The organism is Pseudoalteromonas sp. XMcav2-N (assembly GCF_024124545.1).
Lineage (GTDB): Bacteria > Pseudomonadota > Gammaproteobacteria > Enterobacterales > Alteromonadaceae > Pseudoalteromonas.
Genome location: NZ_JAMXSF010000005.1, coordinates 271,734 through 293,158, shown reverse-complemented (window position 1 = coordinate 293,158; position 21,425 = coordinate 271,734). Strand labels below are relative to the sequence as shown.

The 21,425-nt window shown below is 42.5% G+C and carries 20 protein-coding genes and 1 pseudogene; 7 read left to right on the top strand and 14 right to left on the bottom strand.

Annotated elements, in window-relative coordinates:
* Window positions 1-22 precede the first annotated feature (22 nt).
* Window positions 23-706, bottom strand: a complete 684-nt coding sequence (locus NH568_RS09325) for a response regulator (protein WP_290444171.1) — start codon at window positions 704-706, stop codon at window positions 23-25.
* 164 nt (window positions 707-870) lie between these two features.
* On the opposite strand from NH568_RS09325, the gene NH568_RS09320 reads away from it, so the two are divergent.
* From NH568_RS09320 to NH568_RS09310, 3 genes are all read left to right on the top strand, one after another.
* Window positions 871-1,998, top strand: coding sequence for a hypothetical protein (locus NH568_RS09320; RefSeq protein WP_253046412.1), 1,128 nt, complete (start codon window positions 871-873; stop codon window positions 1,996-1,998).
* 356 nt (window positions 1,999-2,354) lie between these two features.
* Window positions 2,355-3,434, top strand: coding sequence for an esterase-like activity of phytase family protein (locus tag NH568_RS09315; protein WP_253046410.1), 1,080 nt, complete (start codon window positions 2,355-2,357; stop codon window positions 3,432-3,434).
* Window positions 3,435-3,786: 352 nt separating this feature from the next.
* Window positions 3,787-4,242, top strand: a complete 456-nt coding sequence (locus NH568_RS09310) for a hypothetical protein (RefSeq protein ID WP_253046408.1) — start codon at window positions 3,787-3,789, stop codon at window positions 4,240-4,242.
* 140 nt (window positions 4,243-4,382) lie between these two features.
* On the opposite strand, the gene NH568_RS09305 is transcribed toward NH568_RS09310, so the two are convergent.
* Window positions 4,383-6,887, bottom strand: coding sequence for a GH92 family glycosyl hydrolase (locus tag NH568_RS09305; protein WP_253046406.1), 2,505 nt, complete (start codon window positions 6,885-6,887; stop codon window positions 4,383-4,385).
* A gap of 470 nt (window positions 6,888-7,357) precedes the next feature.
* Between NH568_RS09305 and NH568_RS09300 the strand changes: the two genes are divergently transcribed.
* The 3 genes from NH568_RS09300 to NH568_RS09290 all read left to right on the top strand — a co-directional run bounded on the left by NH568_RS09300 (window position 7,358) and on the right by NH568_RS09290 (window position 10,282).
* A complete protein-coding gene (locus NH568_RS09300) occupies window positions 7,358-8,443 on the top strand; it encodes a 5-methyltetrahydropteroyltriglutamate--homocysteine methyltransferase (RefSeq protein ID WP_253046404.1) in 1,086 nt (361 codons plus the stop codon).
* Between the two features lie 26 nt (window positions 8,444-8,469).
* Window positions 8,470-9,459 (top strand): GGDEF domain-containing protein, encoded by a 990-nt coding sequence (locus tag NH568_RS09295; RefSeq protein WP_253046403.1) that lies wholly within the window; start codon window positions 8,470-8,472, stop codon window positions 9,457-9,459.
* A gap of 643 nt (window positions 9,460-10,102) precedes the next feature.
* Window positions 10,103-10,282: a hypothetical protein gene (locus tag NH568_RS09290; RefSeq protein ID WP_253046402.1), complete on the top strand. Its 180-nt coding sequence runs from the start codon at window positions 10,103-10,105 to the stop codon at window positions 10,280-10,282.
* Between the two features lie 781 nt (window positions 10,283-11,063).
* Here the strand turns inward: NH568_RS09290 and NH568_RS09285 are convergent.
* From NH568_RS09285 to NH568_RS09230, 12 genes and pseudogenes are all read right to left on the bottom strand, one after another.
* A complete protein-coding gene (locus NH568_RS09285) occupies window positions 11,064-11,450 on the bottom strand; it encodes a hypothetical protein (protein ID WP_253046400.1) in 387 nt (128 codons plus the stop codon).
* Window positions 11,451-11,958: 508 nt separating this feature from the next.
* Window positions 11,959-12,348, bottom strand: coding sequence for a hypothetical protein (locus NH568_RS09280; RefSeq protein WP_253046398.1), 390 nt, complete (start codon window positions 12,346-12,348; stop codon window positions 11,959-11,961).
* Between the two features lie 109 nt (window positions 12,349-12,457).
* Entirely contained in the window at window positions 12,458-13,474 is a 1,017-nt protein-coding gene (locus tag NH568_RS09275) for a hypothetical protein (RefSeq protein WP_253046396.1), read from the bottom strand.
* 463 nt (window positions 13,475-13,937) lie between these two features.
* On the bottom strand, window positions 13,938-14,507 hold the full coding sequence (locus NH568_RS09270; RefSeq protein WP_253046394.1) for a hypothetical protein: 570 nt from the start codon (window positions 14,505-14,507) through the stop codon (window positions 13,938-13,940).
* 62 nt (window positions 14,508-14,569) lie between these two features.
* On the bottom strand, window positions 14,570-14,899 hold the full coding sequence (locus tag NH568_RS09265) for a hypothetical protein (RefSeq protein WP_253046392.1): 330 nt from the start codon (window positions 14,897-14,899) through the stop codon (window positions 14,570-14,572).
* A gap of 11 nt (window positions 14,900-14,910) precedes the next feature.
* Window positions 14,911-15,393 (bottom strand): hypothetical protein, encoded by a 483-nt coding sequence (locus NH568_RS09260; protein WP_253046390.1) that lies wholly within the window; start codon window positions 15,391-15,393, stop codon window positions 14,911-14,913.
* 1,303 nt (window positions 15,394-16,696) lie between these two features.
* The gene (locus tag NH568_RS09255; RefSeq protein ID WP_253046388.1) at window positions 16,697-16,999 is read right to left on the bottom strand and encodes a hypothetical protein; all 303 of its coding nucleotides are present in this window, start codon (window positions 16,997-16,999) and stop codon (window positions 16,697-16,699) included.
* Window positions 17,000-17,640: 641 nt separating this feature from the next.
* Window positions 17,641-17,742, bottom strand: a pseudogene (locus NH568_RS09250) (transposase); the annotation flags it as partial.
* A 130-nt stretch (window positions 17,743-17,872) separates the two neighbouring features.
* Window positions 17,873-18,166: a hypothetical protein gene (locus NH568_RS09245; protein ID WP_253046386.1), complete on the bottom strand. Its 294-nt coding sequence runs from the start codon at window positions 18,164-18,166 to the stop codon at window positions 17,873-17,875.
* A gap of 573 nt (window positions 18,167-18,739) precedes the next feature.
* The gene (locus NH568_RS09240) at window positions 18,740-19,303 is read right to left on the bottom strand and encodes a hypothetical protein (protein WP_253046384.1); all 564 of its coding nucleotides are present in this window, start codon (window positions 19,301-19,303) and stop codon (window positions 18,740-18,742) included.
* A 294-nt stretch (window positions 19,304-19,597) separates the two neighbouring features.
* Window positions 19,598-20,107 carry a demethoxyubiquinone hydroxylase family protein gene (locus NH568_RS09235; protein WP_253046382.1) on the bottom strand — a complete coding sequence of 170 codons (510 nt, stop codon included), beginning with the start codon at window positions 20,105-20,107 and terminating at the stop codon, window positions 19,598-19,600.
* 75 nt (window positions 20,108-20,182) lie between these two features.
* Window positions 20,183-20,524, bottom strand: a complete 342-nt coding sequence (locus NH568_RS09230) for a winged helix-turn-helix transcriptional regulator (protein ID WP_054017570.1) — start codon at window positions 20,522-20,524, stop codon at window positions 20,183-20,185.
* 106 nt (window positions 20,525-20,630) lie between these two features.
* Between NH568_RS09230 and NH568_RS09225 the strand changes: the two genes are divergently transcribed.
* Entirely contained in the window at window positions 20,631-21,404 is a 774-nt protein-coding gene (locus tag NH568_RS09225) for an SDR family oxidoreductase (protein ID WP_253046380.1), read from the top strand.
* Window positions 21,405-21,425 lie beyond the last annotated feature (21 nt).

Sequence of the window (21,425 nt, the reverse complement as noted above, 5' to 3'; positions counted from 1 at the left end):
TCTCGGGTTAATCAGATATTTACTACGACCACGCAGTACTGGCAAACAAGTAGCCTTTGCCTCTTATAGTCAGGATCCGCTTTGATGCCTCCTGACTGTCATTGAGCAGTTTGCGTAAGCGCACGATTTTATTGTCTACCGTCCGATCGATGCCATCATACTCAATACCACGTAGTGCTCTGGTCAGCTCATCCCTTGACATCACTTGGTCTGGATGACTGGCTAAAATCCACAGTAGATCAAATTCACTGTCGGTTAGTTGAATAACCTCGCCGTCCAGTTCGCAACGCTTGTACTTATTTTCAAGCCTGAGCAACCCCAACTGCATAATCTCCGGGTCCGCCTCCATTTCGTGGCTTGGTCGGCGAAGCAAGGAACGAACACGTGCAAGCAGTACTCTTGGTTTAATTGGTTTCATCACATAGTCATCAGCGCCAATCTCCAAACCCGCAACATGGTCAAAGTCATCATTACTTGCTGTCAGGATTAAAATCTTACCCCGAAACTGATTACGGCTTTGTCTGCATATTGTCAGCCCGTCGGTGACAGGCAACATTAAGTCGAGTAGTACTATGTCCGGTTGTGTATCACACATAGTGCTGACTGCATGGCTGCCGTCTTCTAAAGTCGTGACGTCAAACCCCTGATTGATAAAGTATTCACTAAGTAGTCTTCGAAGTTTCTCGTCATCTTCGATGATTAGCATATGTTGCCGGGTCATGGTCACCAATTTTTATATTCTACTAATGGCAATAGTATACCCGCGCTTTGTCAGAGCCCGAAATACATTCCTGTACATCTTGATGACTGAAGCCGCCTTCACACTCGGTTACCATGCACTCAACAAAATTTTTGCGTGGAGATATCACTATGAAAACTTTTAAATTATTGCTCGTTGCAGCCTGTGTAGCCTCTGTATCAGGGTGTAATTCGGGCTCATCAAAATCGACCGGTCAAACGACCACACCAACCAAATCTGTCACACCTACAGAAGTAGAACGACCAGCAGCAGATCATACCTTTTCAAATACTGAGCTGGAGGCTCTGCTCACTGAGCGTAACCAGATACTGACTTCTGTTAAAATGAGCTTCGAAGGTAAGTCTTACAATCAGGTTCAGTACGCTGAAGAGTTAGATGAAGGACAATGGGTGATCAAACTTCAGAGTTCAGATGCTAGTACAGTAGACTTGTGGTTAAGTAATGCTGACGACGGTGACTGTTTGATTTACCAGCCATCTGTCATTACGGATATTTTTAAATGTGGCGAATCTACTCGTACAAGCTCTGATAACAGCACGGTGATTCAATCTACGACTCAAAACAGAAAATCTGACATTCAAGTCGAATTCCAGACTGACGCACTCAAACACATAAGCAGCATTGGTAACACCGTGCTGACAGCTAGCAATAAAGACAACAAAGTCACAATCAACACCACTTTTGCATTCAACGAGTTCTTTCGTGAAATACTTAACAACGATGGCAGTAAAGAGCGTATTAACGCAACACTCGGCGTGACAACATACTTGCAAATGAAAGACATTACGAGCCGCTTTGAAGGTTCCGAAATGACCCTGGCATTTTCAACCCACATTGGCGGCAGTGCAGACGACGACATTAATATGTATACAGGGCTACTTATCAAAGATAATAAAATGGCAACCCATGTAACCCGAACAGGTTCCGTTTTTTCAGGTGGCACCGACCTTTTTGCGGCGGGTAATCCGCGTATTTTACAAAAAACGAATGACACAATAGCAATCGAAAGCAACAAACAAATTGGCGTACACAGTTGGGGAAACGGTGAAAAAACGGCTTTAGACATTCCCTATACTGATGTAAGTCACCGTAAGCAAGCGACCTATTTTGACAAGGTGCTGGGCCAGCAGGGTATCGACTTTTATATTTTTACTCTCAAGTCAGCGCCATTTAACGGCGAGCACTGGATAACCCAGGCTGATTCTGACAAATATAACTTTATTACCGTTATTGAGTAAGCCTCAGGTAAATACCCTACCACTTGCTTGATTCATCGAGTAGCTGTGCCATGTGAGTATCATTACTCTTATGGCACACAACTGGCCTGACAAAGGTATACAACTACCGTTTTAGTTACCATCTATGTCCGAGTTGCACAGTCATGTGCTTTACAACATCCCCCATCAGCGCCGCTTCATCCTGTGTATAAGCACGCAGTAAAGCTTCAACACTCTCAGAGCTAACTTACATACACAATTTGGCCGGCAGATGAACAGAACAATCACACCTTCCTGCTTTTTTATCCCTTTTGTGATGCAAAGTTCATATTAGCCGCGTATATTGCTTGGTTCTGTTTTTTTGTAGTAATGATGTTATGCGCAGTTATGTATTTCTGGCCATGCTGGCCCCAGCTTTTGCACATTCAGCTGATATGCAGCTAAAGTATCTTGACGAGGTGATTGTTCCTGCTGACTTGCGGATCGATGGCGATAAGGTCGGTGGCTTGTCCAGCATTGAGTACACCAACGGCAAATATTTGCTGATAGCAGATGACTCTAAAAAACCGCGATATTTTCAGGCAAATATCAGTATTAACGGCAAGAAGATTGAGCAGGTTCAATTCGAAAAGTCTTTACCTCTGGTTGATAAAAAAACACATTCAGGGGTTGTTGATCCTGAAAGTTTACGCGTTGCTCCTGGCAGCGGCGATATTATCTGGACCAGCGAAGGAAGTATAAAATACAAACACGCCCCCGCAGTTTTTATGCAAACACGGCAAGGCCAGGTAAATTTCGAGCTGCCCACAATGTTCGATATCACCAAAAGTTCCGGGCCAAGGCACAACGCGGTATTTGAAGGCTTAACGGTTGCGCATTCAGGTCAGGGAATATGGGTGTCTGCAGAAGGTGCATTGAAACAAGACGGTGAAGAATCCACCATTGAGCAAGGCAGCATGGTTCGTATCTCCTACTTTGATTTTGCCTCGAAAAAAATGCAAAAGCAGTTTGCTTATTATCTTGAGCCCATGGTCAACCGCCCCGAAGCAAAACCCGATGCATTTCGCACCACGGGTTTGGTTGAGATATTACAGGTTAATGAGCACCAGTTTTTAACAATGGAACGTTCATATACTTCAGGCATAGCGGACGGTGGCAATGATGTCAGCATCTACCTTGTAGATATAAAAGGCACAACTGACACCAGTCGAATGACATCATTAAAAAACCAAACTTTGCGCCCTGCCAGCAAGACTTTATTGCTGGATATGGCCACCATCAAACATCAACTGCACTCCAAACACATTGATAACCTTGAAGGCATGACCTTTGGGCCAGTGCTAGACAATGGCAACCGAAGCTTACTCATGGTATCTGATGATAATTTTAACGTGCATGGGAAGCAGTTAAGTCAAATTTTATTGTTTGAGGTTGATACCCTGCAACCGCTACGTTAAGCCCATTAGGTGAGCGTCATTTTATTTTGCGAGCCTTGTTCGAACTTTATACACACCAGTGCTGAGCGCTACGGCAGGTACGATAAATGAATTTGACCTGAGCTCAGCTTCACTGGCTGGTGTGCAGCTCCTATCTGAGGAAGAAAATGTGACTCAGCCCAAAAAGTTCAGCATCGTCTGACGGCTGAGCGACTCAAACGTCATGAAACACTGAATCTGACCATTCTAGTTTGCTGCTTAGATCACTTTGCAGTCGCTTCTCAGGGTGTACCCATAGGCTTGACTTACTTCCACCTTGGTGTAATTTATATGTGAACGATGTAAATAAACAAAACACTAAAAGGAAGTTATTATGAAAGCTTATCTGTTACTCGCCGCTTTGGGTCTGGGTGTCACAAGTCTGTCAAGCCAGGCCGCGACCGTAGAATGTGTTATTAGCGGAACACCAACGCCTCAGGAATGGAGCAGCCCGGTATGTGCCAGCCCCACAACATCAACGGCTTCTTCTGTTGTTTTTCGACTCAATACCAGTAAACCCGTGGCAGAAGTCAGCTGGACTTACCAGAGCCAGCATAGCGGCCGTTGGGATTGCAGAAATGGGCAATATTGCCGCTTTAGTAACTACTCTTCATCGCCCAGTGGAAGTGCAGAAGCTTGCGCAACCAGAGTCTTATATAAGGACGGAACATGGGAAAACCTGAACAGCTGTGCTTATGGTTCTTACTGGCACGGCTCAGGCCCAATCTTGAAGCCATTCAACGTCGATGTACCTGAAGCGGCTTTTTCATCCGAGCAATTAATCGACTAATACCCTCAGTTACAAAGCTGATCTGAGGTATTGACCTTGAGTATATAAAAGCCCCACTGCTAACAGCGGGGCTTTTTTGACACTATATTAAACATCCTGAAAGGATGAGCCTTGCGTCGCTATTCCCTACCATTGCGTCCTTATCGAATAGAAGGCGCATAACTTGGCGGTCTGTTGTCAGGTGCCTGTCCGAATGCTTTGTTTGGCGTATCACTCAAAGTAAAGTCCAGTGTCACAGGCGTATTGATATAAGACTCATCAATCCAGCTATTCAACGTCGTTTTTCCGTTTACTTTCAAAGCTTCAATGTAAATATGCTCATCCGAAGCCTGCGGCGCGTTCAGTGTTAAATTGCCTATCCTCGCCTTTTTAAACTGTGGGCTGGACAATACCAGATCTGCGCGGCCCGGATACTTAGGGTATAACCCCAGGCTGCTGAATACGTACCAGGAAGACATCTGGCCAAGATCATCCTGCCCGGGAATGCCATCAGGTGTATCCAGCCAAAGATCCTTCATTGTTTGACGTACCGTCTGCTGTGTTTTGTATGCCTCGCCAGTATGCAGATACATCCAGGGAGACAAGATCGATGGCTGGTTTGAAACATCGGAGAACTCAGCTGAATCGCGATAAAGTACCCAGGTACCGTCAGGCTTGCGGAAGTGACTATCAAGCCGCTGGCTCATAGCCTGTTCACCGCCCAATACTTTCGCAAGTCCTGCACCATCGTGCGGGATCATCCACAGGTATTGAGCCGGGCTACCCTCTACAAACAAATGACCCGAGAAAGGATCAAAGTCTCCTTTCCAGCTGCCGTCTTTATTGCGCCCCTGGATATAGCCCAGTGATTCGGTTGCGGCCGGGTTGTAAATATTGCGCCAAAAGCCAGCTTCGTTTACGAAACGAGATGCATCCTGGTGCTTGCCCAAACGTGCTGCGAGTTGAGACAAAGAAAAGTAGCTGGATGCTTGCTCAAGCGTTTCCGAAGCCCCTTCCCAGCTGTTTGATTGATCCGATATATAACCTAATTGTTGCCACTGATCTAAGGAAGGCTTTTGACCACGACAAAATACCGGGCAACCAACATCAGATAAGTCAAACTCAGTCGGTTCGGTCGCGGCTTTGTATAGAGAGTCATATGCTCCGGCGACATCAAAGTCATTCGCTCCAAATGCCACAAAATTGGCAATCGCAATAGTCGATGGATCGCCACTCATCACGCCCGTTGGTCCGGCGTTGTGGGTCCAGCGATCCCATATACCGTTAAACTGATTTGCCTGATTAAATAGCGACTGAGCGATATCACTGCCACGCTTTTTGTCTAACAAAGTCACCAACTGTAATTGAGAGCGATAGACGTCCCACCCGGAAAAATTGGCATATTGCTGAGTTTGGGTCTCCTGGACGGAGTGCACCTGCTGATCAAACCCCATGTACTGGCCGTTTACGTCTGAAAAAACATTGGGATGATACAAGCTGTGATATAGGGCCGTGTAAAACACACTCAGCTTGCTGGTGTCGTCAGACTCAACACTCACCTTGGAGAGCTCCTCTTCCCACGCGTTTTGCGCATTTTGACGTACTTGAGCAAAACTCTGTTCTGACTGCTCTTTTTGCAGGTTTTCTCGTGCATTATCCAGGCTCACGTATGAAATGCCGACACGCATCTGTACCGTTTCTGCCGAGTTTATATCGAGATCGACCCAGACCCCCGACCCTTTCCCTATATCCGGCCAGCCATTTTCACCGTACCCCATCCCTCCTTGTGAGGAATTCTGCCCGGCAAAAACCTCCGCGTCTTTCCACGCACCAGAGCCTGAAATAGGTTTATCCAGCTTGGCAACAAAGTGGAGGGTGTAATAATCTCTGCGATTATACTCCCCCAGATAACCACAAAAGTTTCCGGAAGTGACATACCCGGTAATTTCGCCCTTGCTGGCATTAACCTTTACATAAGCGTCGCCACTGCCGAGCTGGGAATAAGCCGTTCTGAATAGCAGTTTGGCGTTGTCGGCCTCCTCAAACGTAAAATTCGCGATACCTGTACGGGTTGTCGCGGCAAGCTCTACGTTCACCCCATTATCCAGCCCAACCTGATAGTAACCTGGCGTCGCCGTTTCATTTTCATGACTAAAGCCAGCACTATAATACGCGTTAATCGGATCAGTCGCGGGAGAAAAAGTCATATCTTTGGTGAAAGGCATAACGGGAATATCTCCGGAAGCCCCCAGACATCCGGTACCAGATAAACGGGTAAAGGAGAACCCTTTTACACGACTTGCCTGATAGTTATAGCCACCGGGAGAAACGGGCACACGCTTCTTTTCTTCCAGAATCTTCTTTGCGATCCCTTCCGACTCCGCCAGCAAATCTTCCGTATAGGCGTGCTCTGGGCCAAAGTTAAACATACCGAATGGCACCAAAGCGCCAGGAGAAACATTGCCAGCCTGTCTGTGATTAAACGGGCCCTTAGTTCCTATCAAAGGATCGACATACGACACCACATCGGACACGTAATTTGATTGCATGTTTACGTTCTGTATTGCATTTTTGTCAGCTGTGTTGGGCGCTTGACCACAGGCCACTAAAATAGCCGATGCAAGAGCTGCCAGGGCCAGATGCCTGGCTGGTTTATTTTGATTCATGTCTGATTCCCACCAAAATGGATCGTTCCAATTTTTGTTTTTGATATTGGTTAATTTGCGGGCACAGTGCCACTATTTTAGGTATTTGCACAAATTTAATGCGCTGGTTTGAAGGTTATAAGCGATAACCTGCACTTTGAAAGCAGCCTAATAAGATTTGAAAAATACATTCAGACTGTTTGTCTCACGCCCAATGCATAACATTGGGTGAGCCTGTGAATTGCATATTGGAGGCGTATTTCTGGTTTGGGCGCAACACCTTCTCATTACCAGCTTGTTCTGGAGCCTGCATTTAAATTTATTCATTAACTTGCCTTGCAAATACAGTGATCTTAGGTTCATATCGACCTATACTCAGCTAAGTGCTTATCATTTAGCCAATATTAACACGCTATTAGCACGAGCCTTAGCTACACGCGTTCAATTAGTTGGTATTGCTGAAAACAAACAACACAATAAGGTAGATTGCTATGTCAGGGATCCGCATTCCCAGTGAACAAATAGGCTCTGTTCCCAGAAACCGGTGTTTGATAGACGCTTATAAAGACTACAAACAGGGAAAAATTAACTACGCACACCTGAACGACATTGCAGAACGTGAAACGTGCCAGGTGATCCGTGAATTAGAAAGCCTGGGTTGTGAGGTGGTGAGTGATGGTGAGCAGCGAAAGTTTGACGGCTTTGCTCATTATTGTCTGCATAACTCTCCCAGCTATTCTGATCAGGGCCTATTGGTTGATTTTAATGACGGCCATACCCGAGTTTTTGCACCGCACCTTAAGGTAGCACCATTTCGCTATGAACACACCGCTGATGAATTTCTCGCTTTTGCGCTCAAACATGCCAATGTACCGGTCAAACAGGCAGTTATCTCTCCCTCTATGCTGAGCCTTGTGTACCCACCTCAGGGGATTGAAGACTACGATCATGAGCGCTTTGTGGCCGATCTTGTCAACGAGCATGTCGGCGAAGTCAGGCGTTGCCTTGATCTGGGTGCCCATAAAGTGCAGCTCGACTTCACCGAAGCGAGGCTTTCCTTAAAGCTGGATCCGTCTGGCCAGACGCTCAAGTCTTTTGTCGAGCTTATTAACAAATGCCTGTCTCACTTTAGTGACGAAGAAAGGCAACGTATCGGTATTCATACCTGCCCTGGTGCCGACATTGACTCAACACACAGTGCCGACATCGACTATAAGTATCTGTTACCTACTCTGTTTGAAATTAATGCTGGTAACTTTTACGTCGCACTCAGGGGTGAAGCAAACCCCAAGAAAACGCTTAAGCTCATTAGTCGTATCCTTAAGCCCTTCCAGCGCGTTTTTATTGGCGTGATCAACCCAAATAGTACTGAGTTAGAAAGCCCCGAATCGGTCAGGGACTTGGTGTTACTGGCCACTGAGTTTATTCCCGTTTCGCAGCTTGGTACCTGCGACGATTGTGGCTTTTCGCCATTTGCAGATGACAGCTCCACCAACAGAGAGTTAGTCTACAATAAAATAAGGTCCCGGCTTGTAGGGACAAAGCAGGCCGAAGAGCATCTCAATACAAAAATTTAGCAATCAGCCCAATAAATGGTTCGGATATGAGTTCAGTACCGCCGCCCACATCAGATGATGAAGAGCTCATCACCAGGCTCGAAGATGAGATACTGGCGTTGGAGTTAGAAAACAATCGGCTGCAACAAATTCTGCGCGACAGCGAATATGACAGAAAAGCGCTTGCAGATATTCAAAAGCTCGCGAATGTGGGAACCTGGCGTCTGAACCACTTAACCTATAACGTCCAGCTGAGCGAAAAACTCACCGCTATGTTAGACATACCAGATGGAAAAAGCAGCATGCAATGGAGTGCGTTTATTACTGCACTAGATCCAAGTGGTGAACTGAAGCTCAAACAATCACTACGAGATGTATTTATGGGCGGCGACACAATAAATTTTGAACACACCGTCAGCCGCTCGGACGGTTCACTTATTTACGTACGGCACCACTGCGAAACCCACCTGAATGGCATAGGTCAGCCACTGAATTCAATTGGCCTGGTGCAGGACATCACACAGGACAAAGAAAGAGCGGCACAGTTAGAAATACTGTCAAATAAAGATGATCTTACCTGCCTGTATAACAGAAGAAAAATGAATCAGGCACTCACTGAAGAGTCCGCTATCTGTATGGATAACGGCCTCCCTCTTAGCAGCATCCTTCTGGATTTAGACAACTTTAAACAAGTCAATGATCGGTTTGGCCACCATATTGGAGACGAAGTGCTGGTACGTGTATCTGAGGCAATTCAAAACAGCCTGCGATTAAGTGATATCGCATCTCGCTGGGGCGGAGAAGAATTTCTTATTCTGTGTCCTAATACAGCCCTTGATGACGCCAAGGTGGTTGCCGAGCGAATTCGTCAGGCAATCGAGCACATTCAGTTATCTTGCGAGCACACAATTACAGCTAGTTTTGGCGTAAGTAGTTTGCACAGCGTTCAGGATCTGCCAGAGATGTTAAAGCGCATCGATATGGCACTCTATGAGGCAAAAAAAACGGGCCGAAATTGTGTGCGGATGATATGTTGAATCGCTGAACAAGCGAGTGTCATTCCTTTACACCAAGACGCCCCTGGCCCTATTTGGGCGCAAACTGATGATGTCAAAAGAGTCGGTCATACAACATAACAGTGCCCATTATTACATAGACAATTACGAAAATGATAATGCCCAGTCGATAAGACACAAAGTAAATAATGGCCTCTTTTTTTTTCGATGTATTGAACAGTCTGTCAAAAAAGCAATGGTATATCACCATGCCTAAGCAGCATACCGTAAAAGACAGATAAACAAATGCGACTGGAAAAAAGCCAGCTCCCTTTGCAGTCATGAGGCTAAATACCAAAACGGTAAAATTAGTCCAACCCAGAACCCGAACTAGTGCTAACATGCTACTTCCTTAATTACTCACTCCAAAAGCCACTTATTACCGCCCAATATACATATTTGGAAAAGTTTATATAGTTTAGTTGTGATCATGATGGTTACCCATAGTGTCAGCACTTACATCAGGTGAACTCGATTGTTCAAAAAAACAGCTTTAAATTATTACACAAATTAAGTAGGGTAAAGTCAAGCACTGATTTTTATTAAGCACATGTTAACGCGTGTGCTGCGAACAGGGCTCTATCTATAGATTACCAATAATGTATCCAGAATAAGGAAATATAAAATGAAAGTACAACTGAAAAAGAAAAATCTAAAAACACTGAACAATAGCAATCAACTTGCAAACCAGGCAACACCGCAAGTTGCAGGTGGTGCAGAAGTCTCTATTTACCCAAAATGCATGCCAACAAACCCTGCTATTTGCTGGACAGATGGCACCTGGCACGGCTGTGTTCCTAGATAATCATCACAGATTATCAATAACGCTTAGGCTTATAGCCTAATCACCTGCGCCTTTGGGAGTAAGCTTTCATTGCTCTTAAAGGTGCAGTTTTGCATGTGCACTGCTATATATCGACAGTCCAAATATGAATAGAAACAAGTTTACGCTGTTCAACAGGGCTTCCTTGTAAATATTTAAAAACCGCTATACTCCCCTTGCTTACGCAGGCGTTTAGTTTGTTGTAGTTTGTTTACTTAATTCAACTTTAACCAGGCAGCCCGTCTATCATGGGGATATGGCCTAAGTCTTGATTCCATTCTGCCCTGATTGAAACAAATATATGGGCGCTTGGCTTTTTTAAAATTTTGCTTCAATACTGCCAGCAGGAACAGCCAAAAATTTCTCAGCTATTTGCACATTTGGAAAAGCAGAACCATAGTTCGAACAAAAACGCTTCACATGCCTTGTTGATGGCAGGCTAAAAGTTTTCACATTGTTTTCGCCTGAAATCCACGTTAGTGAAGCACCAGCCGAAAACAAGTTAGATGCATGAGCCGAAACTGTGTCTTTTCGACAATGTTGACAATGTTGACAATGTTGACAATGTTGACAATGTTGACAATGTTGACAATGGTACAGGAAAAAACTTTCAAATTCGCTCTCTGCTTCAAAGTTTACTTCATCTCAAAGGCATGGCCTATATGTTTTTCGCTCTAACAATATTCCCTACTATACGAGTTGAAATAGATCAGCATAAGGCTTGAATCATCTGTCAATGAAGGAGAGTAGCGCTGTTTTCACATTATGTTTTATTTTTAAACTGAATGTATTTAACATGCACTTTATTACCGACAGTACCATAGGCTTTGCTTAAGACCGTTGCTTTTTTAAGACCTCTGACTATTACCCGAGAGTGTATTCTGGGCGGGTTGATACTCAATATTTTCAGGTTTATTACTTTACCTGCATCAGATACGTCAAACTCCACGGTGCCTTCTGTATTTATGACTGAACAAGCAGACGGTAGTGAAGAGTTAAACAGTATTGTGCCGGGCTCAAAAATACGGCCTTTTTCCTGAATTGGTTCAACAATACTGATAGGTTCATCTAGCAACTCAATGTCAGGATCATTGCATGCTTTAGCAACCCCAAACTGGACACCTGCTACGAGTAGTAATGTACTAAACACACTGCCTCCTGAAACATTAGTGCCCCGTTCTGAAGGCTCTCCTGAGATTCATATTTAAACTCAATGTGATGGACACGCATGCATTCTTATATTAAATTTATTTCAAAAAATAGTTTGATAACAACACTATGCATGCACGATAGCAATCAACTGTCTCTTAGTGAGCTGGGTCGAAACATAACCCCCTGTCGCTGCCAAGCACAACATTAGATATATGTAACACCACTATGCATAGCGTTCGCTTTCTAATTACTGCTTTTATACACGCCTGAATAGCTCGACCAGGCTCCGCATCAAACTTGTGTACCATACTGAGCAGCTTTTCTTGGCTGCTTTAGGTGACTGTCCTCGTAACTTGTTGAAGGAATCATCGCCAGCTGCTGCCCCACTCTATCTACCGCTTTATCGGCTTAATAGATACCCAGGCATGGCAAAACCCACTACAAGGGATGTACTTAGATATAACCACAGCCAAATAGGCCGGTTTCCTGCAGTCCAAACTAGCCCTTCATGTTAATTTTTCTTCTTTTATTTCAATGATAAATGTCAAAGCTAAATACGTTGAATAGTAAAAAAACGCACCCATTTCAGTTGAAACATCAAAGTTTCCTCTTAAGTCATAACCATAAAGAAATGCACAACCTCCCCCTCCATATAAATACAATGCAAGTGAATAGATTTTATTCTTCTCTCTAAAAAATAAAGGCTCTACAATAATATTGTATAAAAGAGTTAGCTTAAAAAGACACATCATAAAGAAAACATAATGATTAAGACTATTATAAAAGTAGACGGTAACTCTCTCACAAGAGAAATAAACTGCAAAATATAAAATACATAAAACCGTAGCCTTGCTGATCACAAGTGCAACTTTTTGCTCTTCTTTTTTAGGCTCCATGTTCCCTCTCATTCACTTAAACCCATTGAAAGAATAACTTGCACGCTAGAGAGCAATGAGAAGAGTTTACAAGCCATATACGGGCGCTCCCGAGAAACCTATCCAACTGTTACGAACCCGACTTTAGGACCTTGTTATGCCGAACTTTTTCATCTTTTACAGTGTTGATAAAAGTTTCTGGCACGTTTACACCCAAATACACTTTATTCTTTCCATTGATAGGTGAACTGAGTTTGATTACAACATTTGGAACACCAGAATAGTTGAATCGTTTGACGTTACTTGAACGTTTAACATAACAATTGTTTAGGCGTATTTCTGATATATTATCAAGCGGAATTGTGAAAGGCGCATACAGACCGTAACGAATGATCAAATTATTTCCATAAATTGAAATGGGGCGCCTGCCAACAGCTTTGTATTCCGCAAAGAAAAAGACTAACCCGAACAACGTAAGCCCTGTTGTGATATTTGCAGCAGTGCTTGACCATAAAAAGTGCAGAAGTAGGTGTACAAGTGGAATTTCGATAACAATAAGAAGGATAAAGCCCAAAAGGTTACTTTGAGCGCCATCTTTTTTATCATAATAAAAATGTTGTTTGCCTTTATAAGCACTACTTTGTATCCGTGAAGCAAAAAGTGCAAAGCTCCAGACGCGTCCTTCAAGTGCTAATGTTGAGCTGAAAAAAGAGGAGCCAAAGATTTTCTCGATAGGGTTCGCCACAGCTAAATCTGGATCTTCTTGTTTTGCGAGCAAAGCGCGAACGGCTAAACACACGGTTATCAAAGCTGACAGCTCGAGAACAAGAATTATGGATAAAACAAAATAACGGCCACTTTCGAGAAAATGGAAAATTACTTTATTATGTTCCGGAATGATCAAGCTTCCTATGAACACCGAGGTGCAACATAGCACAGCCGCTTTTAAAAGAGCTTTTTGTTTATCTGATTCGCAGAAGAAGCATAAGACAGGAAGCACCAGGAGTGTATCGAGCATAAACAGCCACTCATAATTCGCGTTCCCATATGCATTAAGCGCATTAAACGATGAATAGTAAAACCACCACCAAATCGATACAATGGTTAAAAACGCCAGTGGTACTTTTCTTTTGATACTCGGTTTCATAATATCCTTTTAGCAGTATAGCGCATGGTTAATGGATAAATTTATCTGGATTGACTTTGTCCGTTAAGCTTTATAGAGAAACAGTAAACCCTCCTTATATAGCAGCTTTTCCATGGAAATAGAAACCCACTTACCTAAAACCTCATTGAACACTTTATGCACTGTTTAGCGCTTTTTATCATCTTAAGTAATTTACAGTGCTATGATTGCCAACAATAGTTACACGATGTGACTACCTATAGTAATTTAATGAACATATTGTTTAAAATATACACTACACTCTTTGACCTATTCCAAGTCAGACAACTGGAATGAGAAATAATAAAACCAGGATGTTCTTTGACTACTGCTAACTCTATCCAGTATTTCTTCATACCTCTATGTCATATAAGCTTCAATATTGGCCCGTATTATTTGCGCGTCCCAACCCATTTTTTTGGCGTTCATAATTGATTTGTTAGCTTTAACCACACTTGGCGATTGTTGATAAAGTATCTTTCCAAGCCGCTACTGCATCAAAGTTTTCAACCAAACCGTCGTTAGTGCTTTGGCCTGTGAAGGCTCCGATCCCATGCTGAATCATATAAGTTGGTTTATATGCCGGTGCACCTAGATCAGTTAGGCTTTGACAAATCTCAGTATTATCAGAACTTAATTTTGTAAGAGCCATTTGAAACTTATCAATATTATCTTGTGATTGCGCACCAAACAAATTCATACGCAGCACACTAATCGCTTGATGTGCCGTTTTATCTGAAACACGTTTTGTATCAAAAAAGCCATAAGACATGCCAGCAAAATATAGCTCAGCTGCATTAGAATAGTTTTTTTCGGTCAAGCAAATATTAAGTCCTGTAAATATATCAACAGGGTTCTGCGTGTTCGATAGCTCGGCCACTGAAACACATTTAGCTGGTCTCGTGGATCCCAAACTTCCATCAGCCTCATAATTTGTGACACTACTTTTAGGTGTGGAATTACAAGCTGAAATCAGCAAAGCCGATAAAGCTGCCAATATTATTTTCCTATCCATGAGCCGAAGCCCCCTTTTAACGCATTGTTCATTGTAGTTTGTGTTCGAGTGCAACAAATTTGTCAGGCTTTTATTAAACTCAACAAACTATTGATGACTAAATCTCTGATCCCATTTGCTACTCGCTCAGCTCTAGCTTTGGCCTGGACAGAAAGCTTATGAAATTGCATTTTGTTTAAGTCAACAACATCCTCCATTAACTCTTCAAACTCGTCATTGGTCAACTGGCCAAGGGCACGTAACTTAATAAATTCTTCAGTAAGATCGCCCATATGCTTAATGAAAACTCTATTGTCATTTTTGGCCTCTTTTACGAGCACCTTAAGTTCATCTCTTGCAAAGTCAACTGTTTCATCAAGCAATGTATCTAGAAATTCACTTATACCGGACATGGTTAACTCTCCTATTTAAATTCTTCTATTTTGGATTGTTCGGTTGTTATTGCAATATCGAATGCCGTTTCGAGAATTTTCCACTTTGCGATGCAATATCCGATAGTTAAGCAGCCAGTTGATGCATCTGGAGCTACTCCCTCGGCTCTGGCTTCACAAGTTGAGCCAGAATATACATTGCTGGAATATCTAGATTTAACTTCGACAATGGTTTTCTCCAGTGTCTTTAATTGAGAAATAGTATCGTCATTTAAGCCTTTGCCTTTTTCATACTCATAGGCTTTGGCGCTAGAGAGCACAAACCCATCGATCGCTGACAGTGCATATTCTCCCTTTGCAACCTCTTTCTGACATGACTGAAAAAAAACCTTCATCTCTCCCTTCATGTCAGTTAGATTTTTATAAGACACCGAATCATAATAAGACACTAGATGGACGCAACCACTAATAGCTAACATCATGAAAATACTGATATATATTTTAATGTATTTCATACTTACACTCCTTTTTCGGATGATAGAACCGCTGAGAAACGAGTCCGCCTACATGCGTTGATTAGGCTTTTTTGCGCTACGAATACGCATTTTTAAATTGCAATGTCATCAACTTTTTAGGTACTCAATTATTTCTTTTGTATTGCCACCCAACTTATGTGTTGCAATTAAATTAGTGCCCCAGACTCTCCGCGCAGTATAGCAAAAGCCGCAGCGCCCATGTTTTTCATGATCTCGCTATTGTAAACAACACCATTATCAATACCTGCATCAAGAATTAATCGAACACAGCCAGGAGCACGGCCCACGATTGCAGAAAATAGCGGGTTACGAACTGACAGACGGACGTCCAGGCCACATCCACTTTGTAGTAGCGGTTCAACAATGCCTCATGACCCCCACTAGCACCATCTCAGATGGGGGTTATATTTTCTCGTTTATCGCCCGTATTTACATCTATGCCGCATTCCATGAGCACTTCTACGGATCTAAGTTTTCCTTTTTGCACTGCATAACCAAGCCACATAGAATCACTAAAAGGTGTAAAGAATGCAATTTGACCTCGGTTTTCTCTGAATATCTTTCTGAGTTCGTCACAATCTTCAGATTTAACAGCATCTACAATTTGTATCGGAATTGATTTTTCGCCATATCTGTCAAGGGCCCTAACGCCTCACTTAGCAGGCTAAAGTTAGTGACAAAGAAGCGCCAATCGGCTGTTTTGCGTCCTTATTTAAACTTTGGTTACGCATGCTTTTTAACCACCCATTTGATCGGCTTACGAAAGAATACCCATAAAAGCGAAGTTAGTAATAGTGTATATAGAATAATATTTAACAGCGATGACTCATAATGTGGCTTGTCATCAATATACAAATCCACAATTAAGTGGTTATCTTTCAAAAATCTGCCGGAAAGCTTTTTGTTTTCAACCAAGTGTTTGAAAGCTTTACAACTGCTAAAGTTGTTTTTCAAATAATACTTTTCTGTTCCTTTATGAAGGTATCCCTTGTACCCACCGTACTTGCCCTCGCCTTTGTACTCACAGGAGAAAGGTTCTCCTGTGAAATCATACTCTCCCGTATTTCCAAAAGAGTTGGTATTGAGCATCTGCAGTGACACAAAAAACAAAAAAGTAAGAAAAATGACAATGTCTGTTTTGTGCTTCTGAATAACCATTATCTATAGAACTCGACTAATAATCCTAATACCTTGTAGCCGGCTAACAATAGTTGGCTAATGTTTTATGAGGTATCAACAAAGCCAACCGCTTTGTATCCACATTGACGTCCGTGTTATATTTCTAATAAATATATCTTTGCCAAACAACAGTATAAATAGCTAAACTGTACATAAAAAACAAAGTCGCTCTGTAGAAGTAACCTCTGAAAACACTAACTTCTTTAGTTACAAACTGCACGAGGCCAAAACCAATACCAAATGCTCTGGTGCAACCAACCAATGCTCCCAAACCGAGAGTGTAAGGAAGGTAAAGCTCCAAGCCATGCATACCTGCAAACATAATTGAAACAATGCCTGCAAACATACCAGCGTAAGGCCAAATTATTAATTCTGCTAACAGTTTATCCGCTTTACTCAAATGCATAGAGAAATATAACACCTCAGTCATCCGACGCATTGGCAGTCGATTGCAATGACTTGCTATGCACTCTCATCCCAGTTAATTCATTGAGCTTTGGCAGCTCAACGGCTTTTGTTCTTCTGGGTTGGTCACTCCCCTCTTAGACGCCTAACGCTTAGCTCTGAGAAGTCCCCAGACACTTATATTTAAAATCAATGTGATGGAAGCATACGGCATTATTTTATCTCATTTATTTCGTCAAAAGCCAAATAGATAACAACACCATACGAGAAACCACCACCCTACACAATATGCTCAGAAAAAATGCCACCAAATTCATGCCCAGCGCCTTGAGTCGCGGGAGTTGGCAACTGAAACTTTGCTCAATAGCAATCAACTTTCTCTTACGGAGCTGGGGCGAAATATGAAGGGCCCTGTCGCTGCAAAACACAACATTAAACGTATGGACCGACGGCTGGTAACACTGCTATGCATATCGTTCGGCTTGCTATATACCGCTTTCATGCGCGCCAGAATAAATCGACCAGGATCCGTCCCAATCTTGTTCATCTTACTGAACAACTTTTCTTGGCTGTTTTTGGTGACTGTCCTCGTAACTTATATACTAACCCGTCTCATTGATGCTCACATGACTTACCCGTTCAGCGGTCTTTACCATACAAAAATGCGCGCCTCACACAATGAGAAATATATTGGTAATATTTGGTATCCGATAAGCTGGCCTGTCTCTTCCTTGCCATTGGCATAATTTATCCTCCTCGATATACATAACACCTTAACGTTGGCAACTTTATACGCTTTTCAGCAAATCAACTAATCTGGTTACTTGTACTTCACCCAAACGTCTGTTTCCTGACATAAAGTACCCTTTTGTCCCTATTTGCAATTTTTGCACTGAACCTTTTCACGCATTTCGGGAACAAGTATCCACATAGACGCAAAGCCTTCTGACGGTATTGGCTCTTCTGCCAGAAGCGGTTTTCCATTTGTATCTAAGAACTCAGGATGAATCATATAAATACCAGACTTTTCAATATCGTCATCTGCATATGCAAAATCACAGCGCATGTGTTGAGAAGGTGATTCTAAACCGCCTTCACTTTGAGAGTACAAGCGATACGATACTTCGAAGTCTTGGTTATGCCCGTGGATATCTTCGTAACTCTTCATAATGTATAATACCAATCTCACTTAATATCTGTTCAATTTGAAGGAGCAAATTGGATAACAGTGTATTAGCGTAAATACTGGTTAAACCCAATACCCAAAGCTCAACCACGAACAAGCTTTAATCATAATAATTACAGTAACCTACCACCATTGCTCTCACTGCTCAAGCCAAAACGATGCTGTAGAAACCGAGCATTGCACATAGCGAGACATGGACTCTCGTTATGTAAAGCTACTAGACTTTTGAATTTATTAAACTTGCACCAGTGCCCCACTTAAACGAGGCCTTCAAGCATGGATAAGACGAGAAATGTAACATGGAGCTGGTACGCTCACTAATACTTGTATAAATAATCAACACTTAAGGTTGAGAAGATTTTTTGCAATCATCTGGTCAAGTTTATCCCAGCTCGAAAGCGTCCGGGGTGGTGGGACTGTTTAGAGGTGACCGAGTTGTTTGCCTGATGGGTGTCAACTAAACTACATAACACTCGCATAAACCACTGTTATTTGGCGGATTACACCTAGCTACAACCTGCGTAGAATGGATCGTCAGCCAAGCATTACAGCTTGTTATATTTTGGCTACTTGGGCTTTAAAAGCTTGCGCCATAATTTTCATATCTGCCTTAAGTCCAAGGCGGTATGAATCATTATTCTTAATTAATGGAACTACATCGGTTACTTCAATGGTTTCTCCAGCCATTTGCATTGCAAATTTGATAACCGCATATGATGTTTTTTCTGTCTCTTTTACTGTACCTATAAACTTATACTGCGCGTTGTTCAACAACTGAATCATTTGCTGGTTTTGCGATAATGTAAAATCAAGAAAATCAGTAAAAAAGGAAATAGGCTGAGTATTCTCAAATTCTTTTATACTTGAGTATTTGGCAAATGGGCCAACAGAGAATTCTTTATACTTGCCGTTAGCATCTGCGGATTTGGCAATTTCTATAAAAAGCTCATGGAATTGCTCTAATTCCGCTGGGTCCATTTGCTCTGAAGCCAAAGCAAAATTAGAAGATGTTAGTGCTTTAAAAAAAGCATCTACTACTTCCTTTTCGCTTTTTGCTGAAACAATTGAAGAAAATAAAGCGAAAGATAGTAAAGCTATTTTTAATGCTGTTTTTAACACCGGTATCTCCCCAAAATATAACGACCAAACCTGAGAAATCCCCAGATATTCATATTTAAAATCAATGTGATGGACACGCAAGGCATTGTTTGACTAATTTATTTCGCCAAAAGCCAAATAGATAACAACACTAGGCGTGATACTACCATCCTACACAATACGCTCAGAAAAATGATTCCGACGAAGCCGCTTAGTTCAACACATCAACAAAGAGAGTCCAACACAAAGCAGCCGGAGTATTGGGCGTCCAGCCAGTATTTATTACCGGTGCGCTTTCATTGCTTCTTTGCATGTTTATAGCTTAGTACTCAGCCAAATTGCAAACTCGGTGGATTTTCGAATCACCCAGAATATAGGTTTATAAACAAATGACTTAGAACCATGAGTTTGACCAAAGTCTTGATGCTCTTCTTCATCAGCTTTAATGCTCATGACCGCATCATAAGCCTCTGTGTCATGCTGAGATAAAAAGTCCAATTGCCAATCCAAATGATGCAATACAGTCGATTCAATTGAATCAGTGCACACCCAAATCGCTTTTCTACCTGCCAAAGCCGTTAAAATCCCCAGAGTTATGCCGCCAAACGCCCAGAAATACAAGGCGTAACAGTGCCTTATATTTCGGCTTTTAAGGATGCGATCAAAGGTATTAAAATGCTTCTTTTCATGGCCCAGCATTTCTTCAAGTTTAGGAACAATATCCTTGTATAAATAGCGAGCAACAAACAGCTGGGAGCGATATATATTAATTGCCCCAAATTCACCTGCATGGTCCACTCTAAGAATTCGCTCAACTTCGATCATATTATTGTACTGGTAACGACATATTACACCCGCGTATTAGGCGCAAGCTCGCGAGCGTCCTAATTGATGTGCTTGTTATAGCTGATTTTCAATTTCATGTTGTAGTTTTTCAAGCTCATCAAGGACTTTCATAAACTTGGCCCCGAAATCAGTGACTTTGTACTCCACCCTCGGTGGCACCTCATTGTAAGAAATTCGCTCCAGGATCCCAAACTCCGTATTTTTACGCAGGCACTGGTTCAGCACTTTAGTGGTTAAACCTTCAATGCTGCGCACCATTTCGCCAGGCCGATTGATTCCATCAGCCAAAAGCTGGTAAACCGTAAGAGACCATTTGCAGCCATAAATAGTCTCTACTATCTTTGCACTTTCAGTCGGTGCGGTTTTTCTCAAATATTTTTTTTCTCTATCTTTCATAAAGATGTACCAAAAAGTACCTACCTTACCAATTTGTACTTACTTTTTAACGCTATAGTGATTCGATAAATTATCTCCGTACCTTAACATATATCGGAGAAAATCTATGACAACTTCAAATATCGCATTAATCATTGGCGGTTCTAGCGGAATGGGCCTGGCAACAGCAAAGCAACTCGTCGCTCAAGGGAGCAGTGTTATTATCTTAGGCAACAACGCTGAAAAGCTGGAGTCGGCCAGATCTCAGTTAACCGCAATAGCGAGTAATGACATCAATATTGAGACATTACAAGCCAACCTCTATGAGCAAAAAGATGTTGACAGAGTCATTCAAGCGATAAACTCGGACGAAAGACATATCCAGTACCTTGTTAATTCAGCAGGTTACTTCAATCCGAAGCCTTATTTAGAGCACGGATTTGAGGATTATGATGCTTATGCTGCACTGAATCGGGCAACCTTTTTTATAAGCCAAGCCGTATCCCAGAATATGCGTAACAATGGCGGTGGCTCCATTGTTCATATTGGTTCAATGTGGGCTAAGCAGGCGATCAAAGCAACCCCCTCTTCTGCTTATTCCATGGCAAAAGCAGGGTTACACGCGTTAACGCAGCATATGGCAATGGAACTGGCCGACCATAGCATTAGGGTAAATGCTGTGTCACCTGCGGTAGTGAAAACGCCAATTTACGAAACTTTTATCGATCCGACAGAAGTGGACGATGCCCTGGCAGGTTTTGACAGTTTCCACCCTATTGGTCGTATAGGCACACCAGATGACGTTGCCAACGCTATCATGTTCCTCTTGAACGAGCGTGCAAGCTGGATAACAGGCGCGATTTGGGACGTTGACGGCGGTGTTATTGCTGGCAGAAATTAAGTAACAATCTTTATTGGAGGT

Excerpts from the sequence above, each read along its gene's own strand:
- NH568_RS09320 (WP_253046412.1), top strand. The coding sequence starts at position 871 with ATGAAAACTTTTAAATTATTGCTCGTTGCAGCCTGTGTAGCCTCTGTA.
- NH568_RS09255 (WP_253046388.1), bottom strand. The coding sequence starts at position 16,999 with ATGCATTTGAGTAAAGCGGATAAACTGTTAGCAGAATTAATAATTTGG.
- NH568_RS09305 (WP_253046406.1), bottom strand. The coding sequence starts at position 6,887 with ATGAATCAAAATAAACCAGCCAGGCATCTGGCCCTGGCAGCTCTTGCA.
- NH568_RS09245 (WP_253046386.1), bottom strand. The coding sequence starts at position 18,166 with ATGAAGAGTTACGAAGATATCCACGGGCATAACCAAGACTTCGAAGTA.
- NH568_RS09280 (WP_253046398.1), bottom strand. The coding sequence starts at position 12,348 with ATGGAGCCTAAAAAAGAAGAGCAAAAAGTTGCACTTGTGATCAGCAAG.
- NH568_RS09325 (WP_290444171.1), bottom strand. The coding sequence starts at position 706 with ATGCTAATCATCGAAGATGACGAGAAACTTCGAAGACTACTTAGTGAA.
- NH568_RS09315 (WP_253046410.1), top strand. The coding sequence starts at position 2,355 with ATGCGCAGTTATGTATTTCTGGCCATGCTGGCCCCAGCTTTTGCACAT.
- NH568_RS09275 (WP_253046396.1), bottom strand. The coding sequence starts at position 13,474 with ATGAAACCGAGTATCAAAAGAAAAGTACCACTGGCGTTTTTAACCATT.
- NH568_RS09225 (WP_253046380.1), top strand. The coding sequence starts at position 20,631 with ATGACAACTTCAAATATCGCATTAATCATTGGCGGTTCTAGCGGAATG.
- NH568_RS09270 (WP_253046394.1), bottom strand. The coding sequence starts at position 14,507 with ATGGATAGGAAAATAATATTGGCAGCTTTATCGGCTTTGCTGATTTCA.
- NH568_RS09300 (WP_253046404.1), top strand. The coding sequence starts at position 7,358 with ATGTCAGGGATCCGCATTCCCAGTGAACAAATAGGCTCTGTTCCCAGA.
- NH568_RS09290 (WP_253046402.1), top strand. The coding sequence starts at position 10,103 with ATGAAAGTACAACTGAAAAAGAAAAATCTAAAAACACTGAACAATAGC.
- NH568_RS09295 (WP_253046403.1), top strand. The coding sequence starts at position 8,470 with ATGAGTTCAGTACCGCCGCCCACATCAGATGATGAAGAGCTCATCACC.
- NH568_RS09260 (WP_253046390.1), bottom strand. The coding sequence starts at position 15,393 with ATGAAATACATTAAAATATATATCAGTATTTTCATGATGTTAGCTATT.
- NH568_RS09310 (WP_253046408.1), top strand. The coding sequence starts at position 3,787 with ATGAAAGCTTATCTGTTACTCGCCGCTTTGGGTCTGGGTGTCACAAGT.
- NH568_RS09235 (WP_253046382.1), bottom strand. The coding sequence starts at position 20,107 with ATGATCGAAGTTGAGCGAATTCTTAGAGTGGACCATGCAGGTGAATTT.
- NH568_RS09230 (WP_054017570.1), bottom strand. The coding sequence starts at position 20,524 with ATGAAAGATAGAGAAAAAAAATATTTGAGAAAAACCGCACCGACTGAA.
- NH568_RS09265 (WP_253046392.1), bottom strand. The coding sequence starts at position 14,899 with ATGTCCGGTATAAGTGAATTTCTAGATACATTGCTTGATGAAACAGTT.